This is a genomic window from Fictibacillus sp. WQ 8-8, assembly GCF_024494405.1.
Lineage (GTDB): Bacteria > Bacillota > Bacilli > Bacillales > Fictibacillaceae > Fictibacillus_C > Fictibacillus_C marinisediminis.
This window is the reverse complement of the sequence record NZ_JAMXKG010000021.1, coordinates 1-14,985: the sequence shown is the minus strand read 5'-3', so window position 1 is coordinate 14,985 and position 14,985 is coordinate 1. Positions and strand designations below refer to the sequence as shown.

Annotated in this window: 19 protein-coding genes; 15 read left to right on the top strand and 4 right to left on the bottom strand. The window is 43.8% G+C overall.

Annotated elements, in window-relative coordinates; all coding sequences use genetic code 11:
• Window positions 1-7 precede the first annotated feature (7 nt).
• Together M1K46_RS23610 and pruA are read left to right on the top strand one after the other, a co-directional pair.
• Entirely contained in the window at window positions 8-1,207 is a 1,200-nt protein-coding gene (locus tag M1K46_RS23610; protein WP_091008131.1) for a CamS family sex pheromone protein, read from the top strand.
• 199 nt (window positions 1,208-1,406) lie between these two features.
• Complete coding sequence (gene pruA / locus M1K46_RS23605; RefSeq protein WP_053355989.1) at window positions 1,407-2,954, top strand: L-glutamate gamma-semialdehyde dehydrogenase; 1,548 nt, start codon at window positions 1,407-1,409, stop codon at window positions 2,952-2,954.
• Between the two features lie 43 nt (window positions 2,955-2,997).
• On the opposite strand, the gene M1K46_RS23600 is transcribed toward pruA, so the two are convergent.
• Entirely contained in the window at window positions 2,998-3,684 is a 687-nt protein-coding gene (locus M1K46_RS23600; RefSeq protein ID WP_256227895.1) for an FHA domain-containing protein, read from the bottom strand.
• A 137-nt stretch (window positions 3,685-3,821) separates the two neighbouring features.
• On the opposite strand from M1K46_RS23600, the gene bla reads away from it, so the two are divergent.
• Window positions 3,822-4,622 carry a subclass B1 metallo-beta-lactamase gene (bla, locus tag M1K46_RS23595; protein ID WP_256227894.1) on the top strand — a complete coding sequence of 267 codons (801 nt, stop codon included), beginning with the start codon at window positions 3,822-3,824 and terminating at the stop codon, window positions 4,620-4,622.
• Between the two features lie 55 nt (window positions 4,623-4,677).
• Here the strand turns inward: bla and M1K46_RS23590 are convergent, their stop codons facing one another.
• The gene (locus M1K46_RS23590) at window positions 4,678-5,076 is read right to left on the bottom strand and encodes a DoxX family protein (RefSeq protein WP_062239161.1); all 399 of its coding nucleotides are present in this window, start codon (window positions 5,074-5,076) and stop codon (window positions 4,678-4,680) included.
• 183 nt (window positions 5,077-5,259) lie between these two features.
• Between M1K46_RS23590 and M1K46_RS23585 the strand changes: the two genes are divergently transcribed.
• From M1K46_RS23585 to M1K46_RS23545, 9 genes are all read left to right on the top strand, one after another.
• Complete coding sequence (locus tag M1K46_RS23585; protein WP_256227892.1) at window positions 5,260-5,622, top strand: DUF3905 domain-containing protein; 363 nt, start codon at window positions 5,260-5,262, stop codon at window positions 5,620-5,622.
• A gap of 452 nt (window positions 5,623-6,074) precedes the next feature.
• Window positions 6,075-6,362 (top strand): Asp-tRNA(Asn)/Glu-tRNA(Gln) amidotransferase subunit GatC, encoded by a 288-nt coding sequence (gatC, locus tag M1K46_RS23580; protein ID WP_062239158.1) that lies wholly within the window; start codon window positions 6,075-6,077, stop codon window positions 6,360-6,362.
• A 15-nt stretch (window positions 6,363-6,377) separates the two neighbouring features.
• Window positions 6,378-7,835 (top strand): Asp-tRNA(Asn)/Glu-tRNA(Gln) amidotransferase subunit GatA, encoded by a 1,458-nt coding sequence (gene gatA, locus M1K46_RS23575; protein WP_256227891.1) that lies wholly within the window; start codon window positions 6,378-6,380, stop codon window positions 7,833-7,835.
• An 11-nt stretch (window positions 7,836-7,846) separates the two neighbouring features.
• Window positions 7,847-9,280 carry an Asp-tRNA(Asn)/Glu-tRNA(Gln) amidotransferase subunit GatB gene (gatB, locus tag M1K46_RS23570; protein ID WP_256227889.1) on the top strand — a complete coding sequence of 478 codons (1,434 nt, stop codon included), beginning with the start codon at window positions 7,847-7,849 and terminating at the stop codon, window positions 9,278-9,280.
• Between the two features lie 224 nt (window positions 9,281-9,504).
• Window positions 9,505-9,726: a hypothetical protein gene (locus M1K46_RS23565; protein ID WP_256227888.1), complete on the top strand. Its 222-nt coding sequence runs from the start codon at window positions 9,505-9,507 to the stop codon at window positions 9,724-9,726.
• A 134-nt stretch (window positions 9,727-9,860) separates the two neighbouring features.
• Window positions 9,861-10,409, top strand: coding sequence for a hypothetical protein (locus M1K46_RS23560; RefSeq protein WP_256227887.1), 549 nt, complete (start codon window positions 9,861-9,863; stop codon window positions 10,407-10,409).
• Between the two features lie 14 nt (window positions 10,410-10,423).
• A complete protein-coding gene (locus M1K46_RS23555) occupies window positions 10,424-10,897 on the top strand; it encodes a hypothetical protein (protein WP_256227886.1) in 474 nt (157 codons plus the stop codon).
• A 211-nt stretch (window positions 10,898-11,108) separates the two neighbouring features.
• Window positions 11,109-12,116 carry a DUF6454 family protein gene (locus M1K46_RS23550; RefSeq protein WP_256227885.1) on the top strand — a complete coding sequence of 336 codons (1,008 nt, stop codon included), beginning with the start codon at window positions 11,109-11,111 and terminating at the stop codon, window positions 12,114-12,116.
• Between the two features lie 135 nt (window positions 12,117-12,251).
• The gene (locus M1K46_RS23545; protein ID WP_256227884.1) at window positions 12,252-12,881 is read left to right on the top strand and encodes an NUDIX hydrolase; all 630 of its coding nucleotides are present in this window, start codon (window positions 12,252-12,254) and stop codon (window positions 12,879-12,881) included.
• 23 nt (window positions 12,882-12,904) lie between these two features.
• Here the strand turns inward: M1K46_RS23545 and M1K46_RS23540 are convergent, their stop codons facing one another.
• Entirely contained in the window at window positions 12,905-13,297 is a 393-nt protein-coding gene (locus M1K46_RS23540; protein ID WP_256227883.1) for a hypothetical protein, read from the bottom strand.
• 118 nt (window positions 13,298-13,415) lie between these two features.
• Between M1K46_RS23540 and M1K46_RS23535 the strand changes: the two genes are divergently transcribed.
• Window positions 13,416-13,646: a hypothetical protein gene (locus M1K46_RS23535; protein WP_256227881.1), complete on the top strand. Its 231-nt coding sequence runs from the start codon at window positions 13,416-13,418 to the stop codon at window positions 13,644-13,646.
• Here the strand turns inward: M1K46_RS23535 and M1K46_RS23530 are convergent.
• Window positions 13,643-14,140, bottom strand: a complete 498-nt coding sequence (locus M1K46_RS23530) for an Hsp20/alpha crystallin family protein (RefSeq protein ID WP_256227880.1) — start codon at window positions 14,138-14,140, stop codon at window positions 13,643-13,645. The two genes, M1K46_RS23535 and M1K46_RS23530, sit on opposite strands and share 4 nt — an antisense overlap.
• Before the next feature lie 79 nt (window positions 14,141-14,219).
• Between M1K46_RS23530 and M1K46_RS23525 the strand changes: the two genes are divergently transcribed.
• Window positions 14,220-14,483: a hypothetical protein gene (locus M1K46_RS23525; RefSeq protein ID WP_053355977.1), complete on the top strand. Its 264-nt coding sequence runs from the start codon at window positions 14,220-14,222 to the stop codon at window positions 14,481-14,483.
• Between the two features lie 21 nt (window positions 14,484-14,504).
• Entirely contained in the window at window positions 14,505-14,738 is a 234-nt protein-coding gene (locus tag M1K46_RS23520; RefSeq protein WP_248251231.1) for a hypothetical protein, read from the top strand.
• Window positions 14,739-14,985 lie beyond the last annotated feature (247 nt).

Genomic DNA, 14,985 nt, shown 5'->3' with positions numbered 1-14,985 from the left:
TGTTACCATGATAAAGCGGATCAGCCTGATCCTGTTAAGCTCCCTTTTGATCCTGAGCGGCTGTATGAACAGAGACAAGCTGCAGAAGGAAGAGGAAGTTGTAAAGAAACAAGGGAAAACCGAAGAAAAAGCCATCATTACCGGGGAGATCAAAACCGGGGAAAAATATTACCGAAGCATTGTACCGTTTGAGCCAGGCGGTGCCCGCGGCTTAATCAAGTACGGTGTAGATAACCGCTTGGATATCAACGAGTTTGAACTCGGCCTCATGCGGATTGCTCAGGATAATTTCAGCACGGACAAGTATTACTACCAGGAGGGCCAATACCTGTCTTCCACGACCGTCAATAACTGGCTGAAGCGTGCGGACGAGAAGACTGAGAAGGATAATAAAACAGACATGGCCCAAAAAGGTCTTAACCCTGCTTTGGGGGTTAAGAAGGATGCTCCTTACAAGCAAGTAATGGCAGCAGAAGATAAACATCCGAAATACTTATCTTATGTACTGGAGCAGAATTACCTTGTACAGAGCGGAAATGATAAAGTTAAACTCGGCGGTGTCGTTGTCGGTTTATCGTTTAACTCTACGTACTATTACAAGGCGACAGACAAGGCTGGCTTGATTTATAACGGCTCAAAGAAGCTGGACTCAGGTGATGTTTCCCGTGAAGCAAGAAAAATGGGGCAGCAGGTCATCCAGCGTATTCGCCAAAACCATGCACTGAAAAATGTTCCGATCACCATCGCTCTCTATCAGGAAGCGGAAAAAGAATCGGTCACACCAGGGCACTTTTTTGCATCGGCATCAGCCGGAGCGGGGAGTTCGCAGCTCGGAAGCTGGGATAAAATTGACGACCGTTACTATTTATTCCCTTCAAAAGATGCGACCGCAGCAAAAAGGGATGATGCTGAGAAATTTAATAACTTCAAGACCAAAATTCAGGACTACTTCCCTAACTATGTAGGAGTAATCGGAAAAGCTCAATACCGGGACGGCAACCTGAACCGTCTGGACATCGATATCCCGATGCAGTTCCAAGGCAAAGCTGAAGTCATCTCGTTCACACAGTATGTTACCTCGTCGGTGATGAAGGAGCTTCCAAGCGTGCCGGTTACAATCAACATCCAATCTGCCGTCAATAAACCGGAAGCGCTCATCGTCCGGGATGACGGAAGCAGCGAACCGTTCGTGCATATTTATAGATAGTGCCAAAGACAGACCCATGAACATACAAGGGTCTGTCTTGTTTTATGTGCATAGTTATGAAATCCCTTGAAATAAAAGGGTTTATTGTTTATTTCTTATTATTCTGACTATTTGTCATTGTTTGAACTGTGGCACGAGTTTAGGGTAGAATAGACATGTTGAACAAATGAAAACGCTTAAGGGCATAGGAGGGGACAAAATGATTCGAGAGTATAAACACGAACCATTTACGGATTTTTCAGTTAAAGAAAACAAGAAAGCTTTTGAGGAAGCTTTAGACCTTGTTAATTCACAGCTAGGCAAAGAGTATCCTCTGGTCATTGGCGGAGAACGCATCACCACTGATGAAAAAATCGTTTCTATTAATCCGGCCAATAAAGAAGAAGTTATTGGAACGGTTTCTAAAGCAAATAAAGATCTAGCAGAAAAAGCAATGCAAGTTGCGGTTTCTACGTTCGAAACTTGGAAAAAATGGGCGCCTGAAGCTCGTGCAAATATCCTTTACAGAGCTTCTGCTATTCTACGCCGCCGCAAGCATGAATTCTCTGCTTACCTCGTAAAAGAAGGCGGTAAACCATGGAAAGAAGCAGATGCTGATACAGCTGAAGCAATCGATTTCCTAGAGTTCTATGCTCGTCAAATGGAACTTATGAAAAACGGAGTACCGGTAAAAAGCCGTGAAGGTGAAATCAACCAATTTAACTATATCCCTCTGGGAGTAGGTATTGTGATTTCTCCATTTAACTTCCCGCTTGCGATCATGGCAGGAACAACTGTAGCTGCAATCGTTTCCGGTAACACAGTTCTTCTTAAACCAGCAAACAACACACCGGTAGTTGCGGCTAAGTTTGCTGAAGTGATGGAACAAGCTGGTCTTCCAGCAGGCGTATTGAACTTCATCCCAGGAAGCGGAGCAGAAGTGGGCGACTACCTGGTAGACCACCCGAAAACACGTTTTGTATCCTTCACTGGTTCCCGTGAAGTCGGCTGCCGTATCTACGAACGCGCAGCAAAAGTGCACCCTGGCCAAATCTGGCTTAAGCGTGTTATCGCTGAAATGGGCGGAAAAGACACAATGGTTATCGACAACAACGTAGATACAGATATGGCTGCTTCTGCGATTGTTTACTCTGCATTCGGTTTCTCTGGACAAAAATGTTCTGCAGGATCCCGTGCGGTCATTCACCAGGATGTGTATGATGAAGTTCTTGAAAAAGCAGTGGAGTTAACAAAGTCTCTTCGTGTAGGAAATCCTGAAGATCTAGGAAACTACATGGGTCCTGTTATCGACCAAGCGGCTTACAACAAGATCATGAGCTACATCGAAATTGGAAGAACGGAAGGGAAAATCGCAGCTGGAGGAGAAGGCGACGACTCTAAAGGTTACTTCATCCAACCGACAATCGTAGCAGACGTGGAAGAAAAAGCACGTCTTATGCAAGAAGAAATCTTTGGACCGGTTGTAGCGTTCTGTAAAGCTCGCGACTTCGATCACATGATGGAAATTGCAAACAACACAGATTACGGTTTGACTGGAGCTCTAGTTTCCAATAACCGTGAGCACATCGAGCGCGCGAAAGAAGAATTCCACGTGGGTAACCTTTACTTCAACCGCGGATGTACAGGCGCGATCGTTGGATACCAGCCGTTTGGCGGATTCAACATGTCTGGTACGGACTCCAAAGCTGGTGGCCCAGACTACCTTCTTCTTCACATGCAAGCGAAAACAACTTCAGAGTTGCTTTAATATACAAAAAACCCCTTTCGGCTTTGGCTTGAAGGGGTTTTTACTATATTTCTTTAGTCACTGCCATTACGAATCCTTTGCGTAAAACAGATTCAATGTGCATATAAGGAGTGAGTTTTTTACGAACACGGTAGATCAGGGAGTTTAACTCATCAGAGCCAACATCGGGTACCCTGCCGTTCAGAAGATCTCTTTCACTCCAGGCATGCCGCTTAATTTCTTCTTTCGAAACAAACTGTCCGAGGGAAGAATACAGCAGTTTAAAACACTGAAACTCCTTATGCGAAAAGTGAATATCTTTTTGATTCACCCGTACTTTTTGCAAAAGCTCATGAATTTCAATGAAATCTTCAGTTGGTATACGAATTGGTTTTACGGGATCCCAGTCCATGGTCTCCTGATCGTTTACGGTTATGTATTTCATGGAGATCATGCCATTGACGAGGGTGATCTGGTCACCGTTGCTCAAACCATATTCCTTTTGTGGAAGAAGGCGCATGCCATTTAGCCAGGTGCCATGTTTGCTGCCAAGATCAATCAGCATGGGTGAAGGTTTTTCACAATCGATCACACAATGCTGCCTGGATACGAGCGGGATATGAAATGCGATGCCGGGGGCAGGTTCGGAGCCGAATCTTCCGATGGAAATCTTTCTTTTTAACGGCACAAATTCATTTTCATAAGGCTGTCCACGCTCAATCAATAAGTGGAATTTCTCCAAAACGTCCATAGGTTCACCTTCAAATTATTCGAATATTCTTGCTTTTGTTAGGGATTTGTCATTCCTGCTCCATTGAATGGAGGAAAGATAAGGAATACCATCAATAACATAGCAGGAAAATTAAAATTTAGGAAGGTAGGATGGTCATGAAAAAAAGAATCGTATTAAATGCTGCTCTCACCGGAATTATTGGATTAGGTGTAATCACTGCACCATTAATCGTGAACGCTCAAGCTCAGAAGCCATATACCCAAGCTGCTCATGTTCTAAAAACATATTCAAACGAATCAGGAACAGTCACTCTTACCGAAATCCAGCCGCACGTTTGGGTACATACGACGATCGGCGAATTTAACGGTGTGCCGGTTCCTTCGAATGGACTGTTGATGGAAACTTCCAAAGGCCTTCTGCTTGTTGATTCTTCTTGGGACGATTCCCTTACCGGAGAACTGATGGATATGATTTCTCAGCATTTTAAAAAACCAGTGAAAAACGCGATCATCACTCATTCCCATCAAGACCGCATAGGAGGCATTAAAACGCTGAGGGAGCGGGGGGTTCATGTGTATACGACTCCTCAAACAGCAAAGCTTGGTGTTGAAAATGGCTATGAAGCTCCAGATCGTTTGCTGAATCCGGTGCTGACTCATTTGAGGTTTGGGAACGTGAAGGTGGAAGCCTACTATCCAGGGAAGGGACATACCGAAGACAACATTACGGTTTATTTTCCGCAGTACAAGCTCCTGGTAGGTGGCTGCCTGATCAAGTCGCAGGAAGCAAAAGATCTTGGGAATGTAGAGGATGCGGATGTTCAAGCGTGGCCAGTGTCCGTGCAAAACGTGATTGACCGATATCCTAAGGCGAGGACTGTTGTTCCAGGCCATGGAAACATAGGTGGAACCGGGCTTCTGTTTCACACGATTGAGCTCCTGGAAAACAACAAGTAACTTTAAACCACAAAAAAACTGGCGGAAGCAGTTTCCGCCAGTTTTTCTTCATAAATTAGAACCAAAGTGCGTCTAAAGAGTAAGCGCCTGCTCCAGTAAGAGCTACACCTAATGCTACTGCGATGAGGATCAAATTGTACTCATAGCCGCCTGATGTTGCCCAAAAGCCGTTTGGTCCGTGCACTTTTACGATTGCCATGAGCATGGTCACGATAATTGCTGCTGCACCGAGCCAAGTGACCAATCCTGCTGCGAACAATAGACCGCCGCCAAACTCAGCGAGCCCTGCAAACAGTGCCATCGTGTAGCCTGGCTTAATACCAATGGATTCAAGCCAGCCGCCTGTTCCTTTCAGACCGTGGCCTCCGAACCAGCCAAACAATTTTTGTGTACCATGGGCCGCGAACGATAACCCGATCACGAGACGAATGATTAATAATCCTAAACTTAACATATAAGAACAACTCCTTGTTGAGATTTAATAACTTACTTTATGTAAGTATAATATAATATATGCTTACTTTTGTAAAGTATTTATCGAAAAAATTTTTCTGCACCCGATTTTGGTGCCTTACTACATAGAATAGCGGCTTAAGGAAAAATTATGACTATATCTTAAGTTGAAGGAGAAAATAACGTGGCTGATCATAAAAACAATAAAGAAGAAAACAACCTGGAAAAGCCTTATATTGAAGAAACAATGCCTCATCAAGCGAGTTCGCCGTCATTCAAAGGAACAGGAATGAAAATGCAGCCTCCCTTTGTGAATGATTACGGTGTAGTCATAGGTGACAGCAAATACAATTCCGAAAACTCACCGCTCAATAACTGGAGCGAAGATACGGATCCAGAAATCATGGCAGGTGATCAGTGGGTTCATCCGACAAACGATATCGGCTGGAACACGGCAGAAAACCGTGATCTCATCGAGAAGAATGTTAAACCCAAAGGAGCCCCATTTACCCATCCCACAAAAGATACGAGCTTCAGGAAGGATTAAAATGGTGCCAGGCACCCCAATTACACAAGTGTGTAATCGCGGTGCCTGGCACTATATAAAAAAAGGCCTCTTTATAGAAATTACTTCAGCATTTTGAAACCATAAGAATAAATAGATTTTCTTTTACCTTTTCCTACTCTTTAAATTTTATGTCTCAATGGAGTATTGATTTGAAGTTTTCTCATTAAATCTTACTGTGTATAAATAATTATTTCTAAAGAACGTTTCCTCATTGTGTCGAACCCCATCTTTCAATATCCTGTGTTAACAGCAGCACTCCGTCCTGACCCGCTCCAGACGCTAGTATGTAATAATGCTTATGTTGGGAAGAAGGTGCCAGGCACCCCTCTTACATATATGTCAAAACGTGGTGCCTGGCACCGGTTGCTTAGTAACTGCGATTTTTGTTATCATCTATATATTGTGAACGTACTGTTTTGGAGGTGGCAAGCTTGTCTCGAATTTCAAAAGACCAGGTAAAACACGTTGCCCATCTGGCCCGTCTTTCTGTCAGCGAAGAAGAAGTGGACATGTTTACGGAGCAGCTGGATGCAATTATCGGTTTTGCCGAAGAACTGAATGAACTGGATACAGAAAACATTGAACCAACAACCCACGTGCTTGAGCTGAAAAACGTGCTGCGCGAAGATACTGTGAAAGAATCGGTAACGCGAGAAGAAGCGTTGAAGAACGCCCCTGATCAAAGGGATGGACAGTTTAAAGTACCGAAGACGTTTTAGAGTAGGAGGCAGCACATGTCATTATTAGAGAAGAAAGTCTCAGAACTGCACAACCTGTTACATAAAAGAGAAGTAAGCGTGACGGATCTTGTTGATGCTTCATATGCCCGAATCGGCCAAGTGGAGGACAAGGTAAAAGCGTTCCTTACGCTGAATGAAGAACGCGCCCGCATACAGGCGAAGGAGCTGGATGAAGTTCTAGCTGGTTCTCCAGGAGAACGAATCCTTGCAGGCCTTCCGATTGCCTTGAAAGACAATATCTCTACAAAAGGACTCCGCACTACAAGCGGAAGCAAAATCCTTTCCAACTTTGATCCAATCTATGATGCAACAGTGGCCAGCAGGCTTTATGAGGCAGGCGCTATCACGATTGGCAAGCTGAACATGGATGAGTTTGCGATGGGATCTTCCAACGAAAACTCCGGCTACCATGTGACGAAGAACCCATGGAACACAGACTACGTGCCAGGCGGTTCCAGCGGAGGATCAGCAGCAACTGTTGCAGCGAGCGAAGTATTATTTTCACTCGGTTCCGATACCGGCGGATCGATCCGCCAGCCAGCAGCATATTGCGGCGTTGTAGGATTGAAGCCGACATACGGACTTGTTTCCCGCTTCGGCCTAATTGCGTTTGCATCTTCCCTTGACCAGATCGGACCGATCACGCGTACGGTGGAAGATAACGCGTATCTTTTACAGGCGATTGCCGGACATGATCACATGGACTCCACGTCAGCAAACGTTGATGTACCGGACTACCTGTCAGCCATTACTGGAGACGTTAAAGGCATTCGTATTGCCGTTCCAAAAGAATACCTGGCAGAAGGCGTTAATCCAGCAGTAAAAGAAAAAGTGCTTGAAGCGCTAAAAGTATTAGAAGGACAAGGTGCAGTGTGGGAGGAAGTATCGCTTCCGCATTCCAAATACGCGCTTGCGACCTACTATCTTCTGTCTTCATCAGAAGCATCGGCCAACTTGTCCCGTTTTGACGGCGTACGATACGGTGTGCGTTCGGATAACACTGAGAACCTCTTGGAGCTTTATAAAAACTCCAGAAGCGAAGGCTTTGGGGACGAAGTGAAGCGCCGAATCATGCTCGGAACGTTCGCCCTCAGCTCCGGATACTATGATGCTTACTATAAAAAAGCGCAAAAAGTCCGTACACTGATCAAAAATGATTTTGAACAAGTGTTTAATAACTTTGATGTCATCATCGGGCCAACGACTCCGACGACTGCGTTTAAAATCGGAGAGAAAACGAACGATCCGTTGACGATGTATGCCAACGATATTTTAACCATTCCTGTAAACCTTGCGGGTGTGCCAGCCATTTCTGTGCCGTGCGGATTCTCAAACGGACTGCCGGTCGGATTGCAGATCATCGGAAAACACTTTGACGAAAGCACGATTTACCGCGTAGCTTCAGTCTTTGAACAGGCGACGGAAAACCATAAAGCGAAACCGCAATTGTAGGAGGTGCAGGGATGAGCAAATTTGAAACAGTCATTGGATTAGAAGTCCACGTTGAACTTAAAACCAACTCTAAAATATTCTGCGGCTGCTCCACCGATTTCGGAGCGCCGTCCAACAGCCATACATGCCCGATCTGCCTTGGACATCCAGGCGTTCTGCCGGTCCTGAATAAACAGGCGGTCGATTTTTCAATGCGTGCGGCGATGGCATTGAACTGCCAAATTAACCGGGAGCAGCATTTTGACCGAAAAAACTATTTTTATCCTGACAATCCGAAAGCATATCAGATTTCCCAGCTTGATAAGCCGATCGGCGAGCACGGCTGGATTGAGATCGAAGTGAACGGCGAAAAGAAAAAAATTGGTATCACACGTCTTCACTTGGAAGAGGATGCAGGGAAACTAACGCATGCTGCTGACGGATCGTCTCTTGTGGACTTGAACCGCCAGGGCACGCCGCTGATGGAAATCGTGTCCGAGCCGGATATCCGTACGCCGGAAGAAGCATATGCGTATTTGGAAAAGCTGAAAGCGATCATCCAATACACGGGCGTTTCCGACTGTAAGATGGAAGAGGGATCATTGCGCTGTGACGCCAACATTTCGATCCGTCCTGTCGGGCAAGAGGAATTCGGTACGAAAACCGAGCTTAAGAACCTGAACTCCTTCGCCTTCGTGCAAAAAGGGCTCGAGTATGAAGAGAAGCGCCAGGAGGAAGAGATTCTGGGTGGCGGCGAAATCCTTCAGGAGACCCGCCGTTTCGATGAAAAATCAAATAAAACAATCCTCATGCGTGTAAAGGAAGGATCGGATGACTATCGTTACTTCCCAGATCCGGATCTTGTGAGTCTGAGTGTTTCTGAAGAATGGATCGAGCGTGTCCGCGCTGAGATTCCTGAGCTTCCGGATGCTCGTAAAAAGCGCTATGTATCAGAGTTCGGTCTTCCTGCTTATGACGCTGGCGTTCTGACAGCATCGATCAAAATGGCTGATTTCTTTGAAGAAGGAATGAGGGAGAAAGCGGATCCGAAATTGCTTTCCAACTGGCTCATGGGCGAAGTGAGTGCCTTCTTGAACACAGAGTCCAAAGAAATCGGCGAAACACCATTAACACCGGGCAACCTCGCTAAAATGATCAAGCTCATTGAAGACGGCACGATCTCATCTAAGATCGCGAAGAAAGTCTTTAAAGAGATGATCGAGAACGGCGGCGATCCCCAAACGATTGTTAAGGAAAAAGGCCTCGTGCAGATTTCCGATGAAGGCGCCATCCGTGAGTTTGTTGTGGCTGTCCTTGACCGCAATCCGCAGTCCATCGAGGACTTTAAGAACGGAAAAGACAAGGCCATCGGCTTCTTAGTCGGCCAGGTCATGAAAGAGACCAAAGGAAAAGCAAATCCGCCATTGGTTAACAAATTGATCGCAGAAGAATTGAAGAATCGTTAATTGAAAGGCTGCCGGACGTTGTGTCCGGCAGTTTTTTTGTGTACTGTGTAGTGGAATTGAGCGTAAATGAAGATAATTGAGCCAAACTCAAACTAATTGAGCCAAACTCTTGATTAATTGATCCTTACTCATTATTCAGACTTTTTGCCCACAAACTAACTTCCTGTTTTTGGTAAAATGTATTATACTTAAATAAATCTGAAGTTACCAAAAAGAGGGATGGTATGAATAAGCAATTAGGGTATTTCATCTATTTTTCGATATTATCTATATTATTGTTTTGGGTGGTATATTCAATTTTAGGTACAAACGAACCTGGAATTTGCTTTATATTATGTGTGCTGACTGTACATTTTGTGGGTGAAAAGCCCATGAAAAGACTATTGGAAAAGGAAGCTTTATTCTTGGAGAAAAGTGAAGAAGAAACTAGGAAGAAAATCAGGTAAGATAGGGATGGTAAAAAGGAGCAGACAGCTGCTCCTTTTTGTATACAAAAAACGTCGAAACTTGCGTCCGAAGCTTGTCCGGCTGACTGTGAAATAATGGTATGATTTGAGTAACAGAATCGGGGGTGGAGTTCATGAGAAGAGCCGGTGTTCTTGCTGCTGGATTGCTTTTGACTGTTTTGACGTCTTGCCGGGGGTCCATGCTGGTTGATGGTGAGCTGAAGCTGGACATGCATTCGAAAGGGCATTACCCACGGTCGTACAAGCCGGTTTCTATTGAAAAAACGGAAGATGTTATTCCTTTTAAAGCACATCTGCCAGAGTTCATTCCGTATAAGTACGAGAAACCGAAAATCGTCATTACGGATTGGGGAAAGAAAAAGAAGCTGCAGCTTGAAACGGAGTACGCAAGAAAAGATCAGAAAACCGAGAAGGGATTCATCGCCCTTAAAATTTTTAACCATAAAAATCTGGTGAGTGAACTCATTAAAAATAAAAAATACGAAGATACCCTCGAGCTTGAAGACGGGACAGAAGCCTATTTCGCTTACTTTGGAAATTACGCCGAACTATTTTGGCTGGCAGATGAGGAAGAATACGATCTCCGGCACATGTTTGCCAATGAATACAGTGAAAAACATGTCAAAAAAGAGCTGTTGAGAATCGCAAATTCGATGAATTAAAAGGAGTACAGCCTATGAAGGTGTTTAAAAGCGTTCCATTATTCATCGCCTGTCTGATGTCTTTCCAATTTATTTTGGCAAGTCCTGCTTCTGCCAGCTGGGCAAACTCTTTCGTCGTCTGGGATCATTATTCTTATGTCATCAGTGACGAATACGTGGATCAGGTGGACAAAGAGATCGGACAGGTAACAAAGTACTCAGATCAGGAAGGAACCTATTCCGGCAACTTTTCCAATGAGTATAAAAAGGGTACAAAATATTTCGCCATCCACGGCATCAGCACCGATAAGGCGATAGCCGTTCAAGAACCGGATGGAAAATACAGAAAAGCTGTTAGAGACCATAAGTACAATACAGACAAAGCAGCAAATGTTATGGAACAAATAGCAGCAAATCAGTGGATCAATTTTGTGGTACTAGCGGCTGGGGCAGCTGTCGTCCTCTATTCTTTCAAATCATTAAAAGGTAAATTTAATCGAGAAGAGTGAAATCACAATTATAATGAGACTGACTCAAATTGAGTCAGTCTTATGTTTTTATTAGGGTATTTTTAACTATGTAAATCCTCTATGAAGTTTAGGTAAAACTTAAAGGAAACACCTATAATTCCTTTTTTATTTACGTTATTGTTGGTCAAGAAAGCTAGTTACATTAATTTTTTTAATCAATGGCATCATCAAGCTTAATAGGAGGCTTATTATGAACAAAAAAATAATTACGGCTGCATCCGTATTGCTTATTTCGTCAGGTTTAATGGCTTTTCATCCTTCCAATTCTAAAGATACTGAGGCTTTTGCGGTCTCTAGCAGTGCCAAAGCAGCCACCACTTCTTCTGCAAATGATAATGGAAAGCAAAATATATCTGACCAGTTTGAGAAAATCAGCAGAGACACAAAATGGCAACAAAAAGAAAAGATTGATCTGCAATTTAATAACTATCATTCACAAGGTATGGTTAAGGTTGGGGACCTTTTTTATATGTCTGCCGTTCAGATTATCGAAAAGCCTGTTAAATATGGCAAGATCGTGGACGGTTATGACCGTTCTCCAGGTAAAGGGATAGGCCACCTTTTTGTGTTTACGAAAGAAGGAAAGCTTGTAAAAGACATCAAACTGGGTGAAGGGAACATGTATCATCCTGGCGGTATCGATTTTGATGGGAAAAATATCTGGGTATCTGTTGCTGAATACCGCCCCAACAGCCATTCCATCGTCTACAAAGTGGATCCTAAAACAAAGGATGCCAAAGAAGCCTTCCGTGTTCAGGATCATATCGGAGGAATGGTACGAGACGGTCAAAGTGGAAAAATTATAGGAAATAGCTGGGGTTCCCGCAAGTTCTATGAGTGGAATGAACAAGGAAAGCAGCTGGCTAAGAAGGAAAATACCAGTCATTTTATTGATTACCAGGACGGTCATTATGCAGGAAACGGAAAAATGATCTTAAGCGGAATAGCTGAGCTGCCTGATCCAGCAAATAGTAATTCCAAGCCTTATGAATTAGGCGGAGTCGCTTTGGTGGACATGAAAACTCTAGATACCATCCACGAAGCACCAATCACTGAATTTTCTCCACAAGGACATGTGATTACTCGGAATCCTGTATTCATGGAAAATGCCGGTCAAGAGCTTCGCCTATATGCTGTTCCTGATGATGACAACGGCTCCTTGCTGGTTTATGAAACAAACAATCTTAATGAGAACTAAATTTTTTGTTAAAAAAAAGAGAGACACTATCCTTTCTGAGTGATGGTGACTCTCTTTTTTTCTCCTTATTTGCAGGAAAACCATCTTGAAACATTGAAAGATGGAACGACTAACATTTTTGAAGGAGTAATAAAAATGGACAGTGAAATAGTAAGGATATTTGATCAGAATATGAAATGTATCGGAAAGAAAACAAGAGGAGAAGTACATATTTCTGGAGATTGGCATGAAACCTTTCATTGCTGGTTTACGATAGTAGAAAAGAATGAGTGTTATGTACTCTTCCAAAAAAGAGCTGAAGTAAAGAAAGATTACCCTGGCCTTCTGGATATCACTTCGGCTGGACATTTATTGGCAGAAGAGGATGTAAGGGAAGGAACAAGGGAAGTAGAGGAAGAATTAGGGGTATCTATTGAATTTGAGGACCTGATTTCGCTTGGAATCATCAAAGGTGAGATAAAACTAGATCAAATATGGGATCGGGAAATATGTCATGTGTTTTTGTATGAATGCAGGCTATTACCTGAGTTTAAACTTCAAGAAGATGAAGTAGATAGCCTTTATAAAATTAGATTAGATGATGTAATGAATCTGTTTGAAGGCACAGTAACTGAAATAACTGCAACGGAAATAAGCAAACAAAATAGCAAAATAGTAAATAAAGCAAGCTTTGTTGGATTGGATTCATATTATGTAAACGTTTTTGACCGGATAAAAAAAAGATTAAATAAAGCAAAAGGCAGCGTACAGCAGGTAAAGGACTGAATAGATCATCTATCCAGTCCTTTTTACGGCTTTCTGCCCTTTATGGAATAGCTCGGACTGTCCTGTTTCTTTTGGTGGACCTTTCCTTTTTTCTGCCCCATCTTCATCATGGCGTTCTCCGTCATTTTGGCCTGGTCGGCTTCCTCCTGCAAGGTCATGCCGCGGCCATAGTTGGCGCCGATGTTCAGCTTGCCTTTGAGATCCTTGATGCCCAGGTTGGCGAAGTTGTTGCTCAGTTCGTATTTATCAATTTTTAGCGTTTCGATGTTGATATGTTCAATGACAACAGGGGGTCCGTTGTTGTCTTTTTTCATTTCGGCGAGCTCATTCTGCAGCTGTTTTAAATGCAGGTGGATTTCTTCCATATTCTTATCATGATTTGTAAGGGCGTTGAGTATGGTTTTAAAAAAAGGCATAAGCTACCCCACGCTTCCATTCAGCATTAATCGTACCGGCTTGTACTTTATTTTATGAATAAAAAAGGAGAACATGTCTGTTTTCTCCCACTCCATGCACTGAAAGGAATGAACCTTGATGAATTTTTCATCATCTGAACTGAATCTTGGATTTCTTGACGTTAACAAGATGGGCAACCAATGCAAGCTTTCGTTCGGCCAGACGGTGCGAAGCAGGGTGTACAATACGACGAAAAAAACGCAGTCCTTTGGCGAAAGCAACGGTGATTTTGGCCAGCATAACTGCGAAAGATGCAGGGTGAATGACAATGATTTCGTGGATGGACCAACGGAAAACAAGAGGTGCTAATCGATCCGGATGTTTCGTTCAGGTGTGAGATTTCGCATGATCCGAACCTCCAGCACACCGTTAAAAAAACGGGCGGCAGTGCGAGTTTCATTAATTAGTTCAGGAAGCTGGATGGTCCGCTCAAAATGGCCGTTTGCCCGTTCTGCCCGAATGACGGTGGCATCCTTATACGGAGAGTGAAGCACACCCTTGATCGTCAGTTTATTGGCTGCCATCGAAAGGCTGACATCTTCTTTACGGATACCTGGAAGATCAATGACCACTATCCATTCCCGGTTGTTTGTGTAGATATCAACCTTGGGGAAATCCTCTTGAGGGGATGGTGCGTTCTGGTTAGGCTGAAAATGATTGTAACGCGTACGTGATTCTGGCTGTCCATTCACCTGGCCTGCCATCTGCTGTCCCGGTGAACCATCGAAAATACTGTTCCAAAAATCATTTCCCTGTACCTTTTGCGCAAGCTCCAGCCACTGTTTCAATTTATCGACGTCCATGCATTGCCACCTCCGGGATTCAAGCAAACATAATTACAGGGAACAAACATATATTTAGGGGAAAAGGAGGGAGAAATTAGTGGGTTCACCTTCTATAGTTATAAATATTTTTCTTTTTAAAATTAATTCCTTTGAAAATGCGTCGGCGGTGAATATCGGGGAGAATTACTTGTCTGACTGGCATAACTCCGACAAAAAAAATCAGGGATTCGGCCAAAGTTTTGGGGATGATGCGCGGTTTTTTGGAAATGAAAATTCGGTTGATGACAGAGATGCGGTCGATTCGCCGGTCACACAGTCTTCCTATGGCCGGGAAATTCCTTCGCTAATTGAGAAGATATAAAACGGCAGCAGGAGGTTCACCATGCTCTTTTCACCTATGGTCGTCAACATGCTTGGATTTAAAGTCAACACGATGGACCGGTCAGCTACGCTGGGCTTTGGGCCGATCCAGCAGCTCGACCTGTTCAGCTCCAATAAAATCAACCAGGGATTCGGGGAGGACAACGGTGATTTTACCGTTGTCAACCTGCCAATCATCTGGGTAGCTGATCAGGATGTCATCGATGCACCATCCGTTAAGAACAGTGTGCTTTGATTATTGAGGGCGTGCGGGCCTGGAGAGCTTGCATGCTTTTTTTATTTGGTTATTTGGTGCCAGGCACCAGCATTACACAGATGTCAAAAGTCGGTGCCAGGCACCAAAAAAGAACATCAATTCCCCTCATCGCTTAGCATAATTTGTCTTTTTCTGCCTGAAGTTAAAGGAATCTCCATAGAAGAGGAGAATGTAAGAAGGGGGAATAACGTGGTGTCAGGCACCGCAATAACGACGGTGCCTGACA

Coding starts and splice junctions, on each gene's coding strand:
- M1K46_RS23610 (WP_091008131.1), top strand. CDS start 8: ATGATAAAGCGGATCAGCCTGATCCTGTTAAGCTCCCTTTTGATCCTG.
- pruA (WP_053355989.1), top strand. CDS start 1,407: ATGATTCGAGAGTATAAACACGAACCATTTACGGATTTTTCAGTTAAA.
- M1K46_RS23600 (WP_256227895.1), bottom strand. CDS start 3,684: ATGGACGTTTTGGAGAAATTCCACTTATTGATTGAGCGTGGACAGCCT.
- bla (WP_256227894.1), top strand. CDS start 3,822: ATGAAAAAAAGAATCGTATTAAATGCTGCTCTCACCGGAATTATTGGA.
- M1K46_RS23590 (WP_062239161.1), bottom strand. CDS start 5,076: ATGTTAAGTTTAGGATTATTAATCATTCGTCTCGTGATCGGGTTATCG.
- gatA (WP_256227891.1), top strand. CDS start 6,378: ATGTCATTATTAGAGAAGAAAGTCTCAGAACTGCACAACCTGTTACAT.
- gatB (WP_256227889.1), top strand. CDS start 7,847: ATGAGCAAATTTGAAACAGTCATTGGATTAGAAGTCCACGTTGAACTT.
- M1K46_RS23565 (WP_256227888.1), top strand. CDS start 9,505: ATGAATAAGCAATTAGGGTATTTCATCTATTTTTCGATATTATCTATA.
- M1K46_RS23560 (WP_256227887.1), top strand. CDS start 9,861: ATGAGAAGAGCCGGTGTTCTTGCTGCTGGATTGCTTTTGACTGTTTTG.
- M1K46_RS23555 (WP_256227886.1), top strand. CDS start 10,424: ATGAAGGTGTTTAAAAGCGTTCCATTATTCATCGCCTGTCTGATGTCT.
- M1K46_RS23550 (WP_256227885.1), top strand. CDS start 11,109: ATGAACAAAAAAATAATTACGGCTGCATCCGTATTGCTTATTTCGTCA.
- M1K46_RS23545 (WP_256227884.1), top strand. CDS start 12,252: ATGGACAGTGAAATAGTAAGGATATTTGATCAGAATATGAAATGTATC.
- M1K46_RS23540 (WP_256227883.1), bottom strand. CDS start 13,297: ATGCCTTTTTTTAAAACCATACTCAACGCCCTTACAAATCATGATAAG.
- M1K46_RS23535 (WP_256227881.1), top strand. CDS start 13,416: ATGAATTTTTCATCATCTGAACTGAATCTTGGATTTCTTGACGTTAAC.
- M1K46_RS23530 (WP_256227880.1), bottom strand. CDS start 14,140: ATGGACGTCGATAAATTGAAACAGTGGCTGGAGCTTGCGCAAAAGGTA.
- M1K46_RS23520 (WP_248251231.1), top strand. CDS start 14,505: ATGCTCTTTTCACCTATGGTCGTCAACATGCTTGGATTTAAAGTCAAC.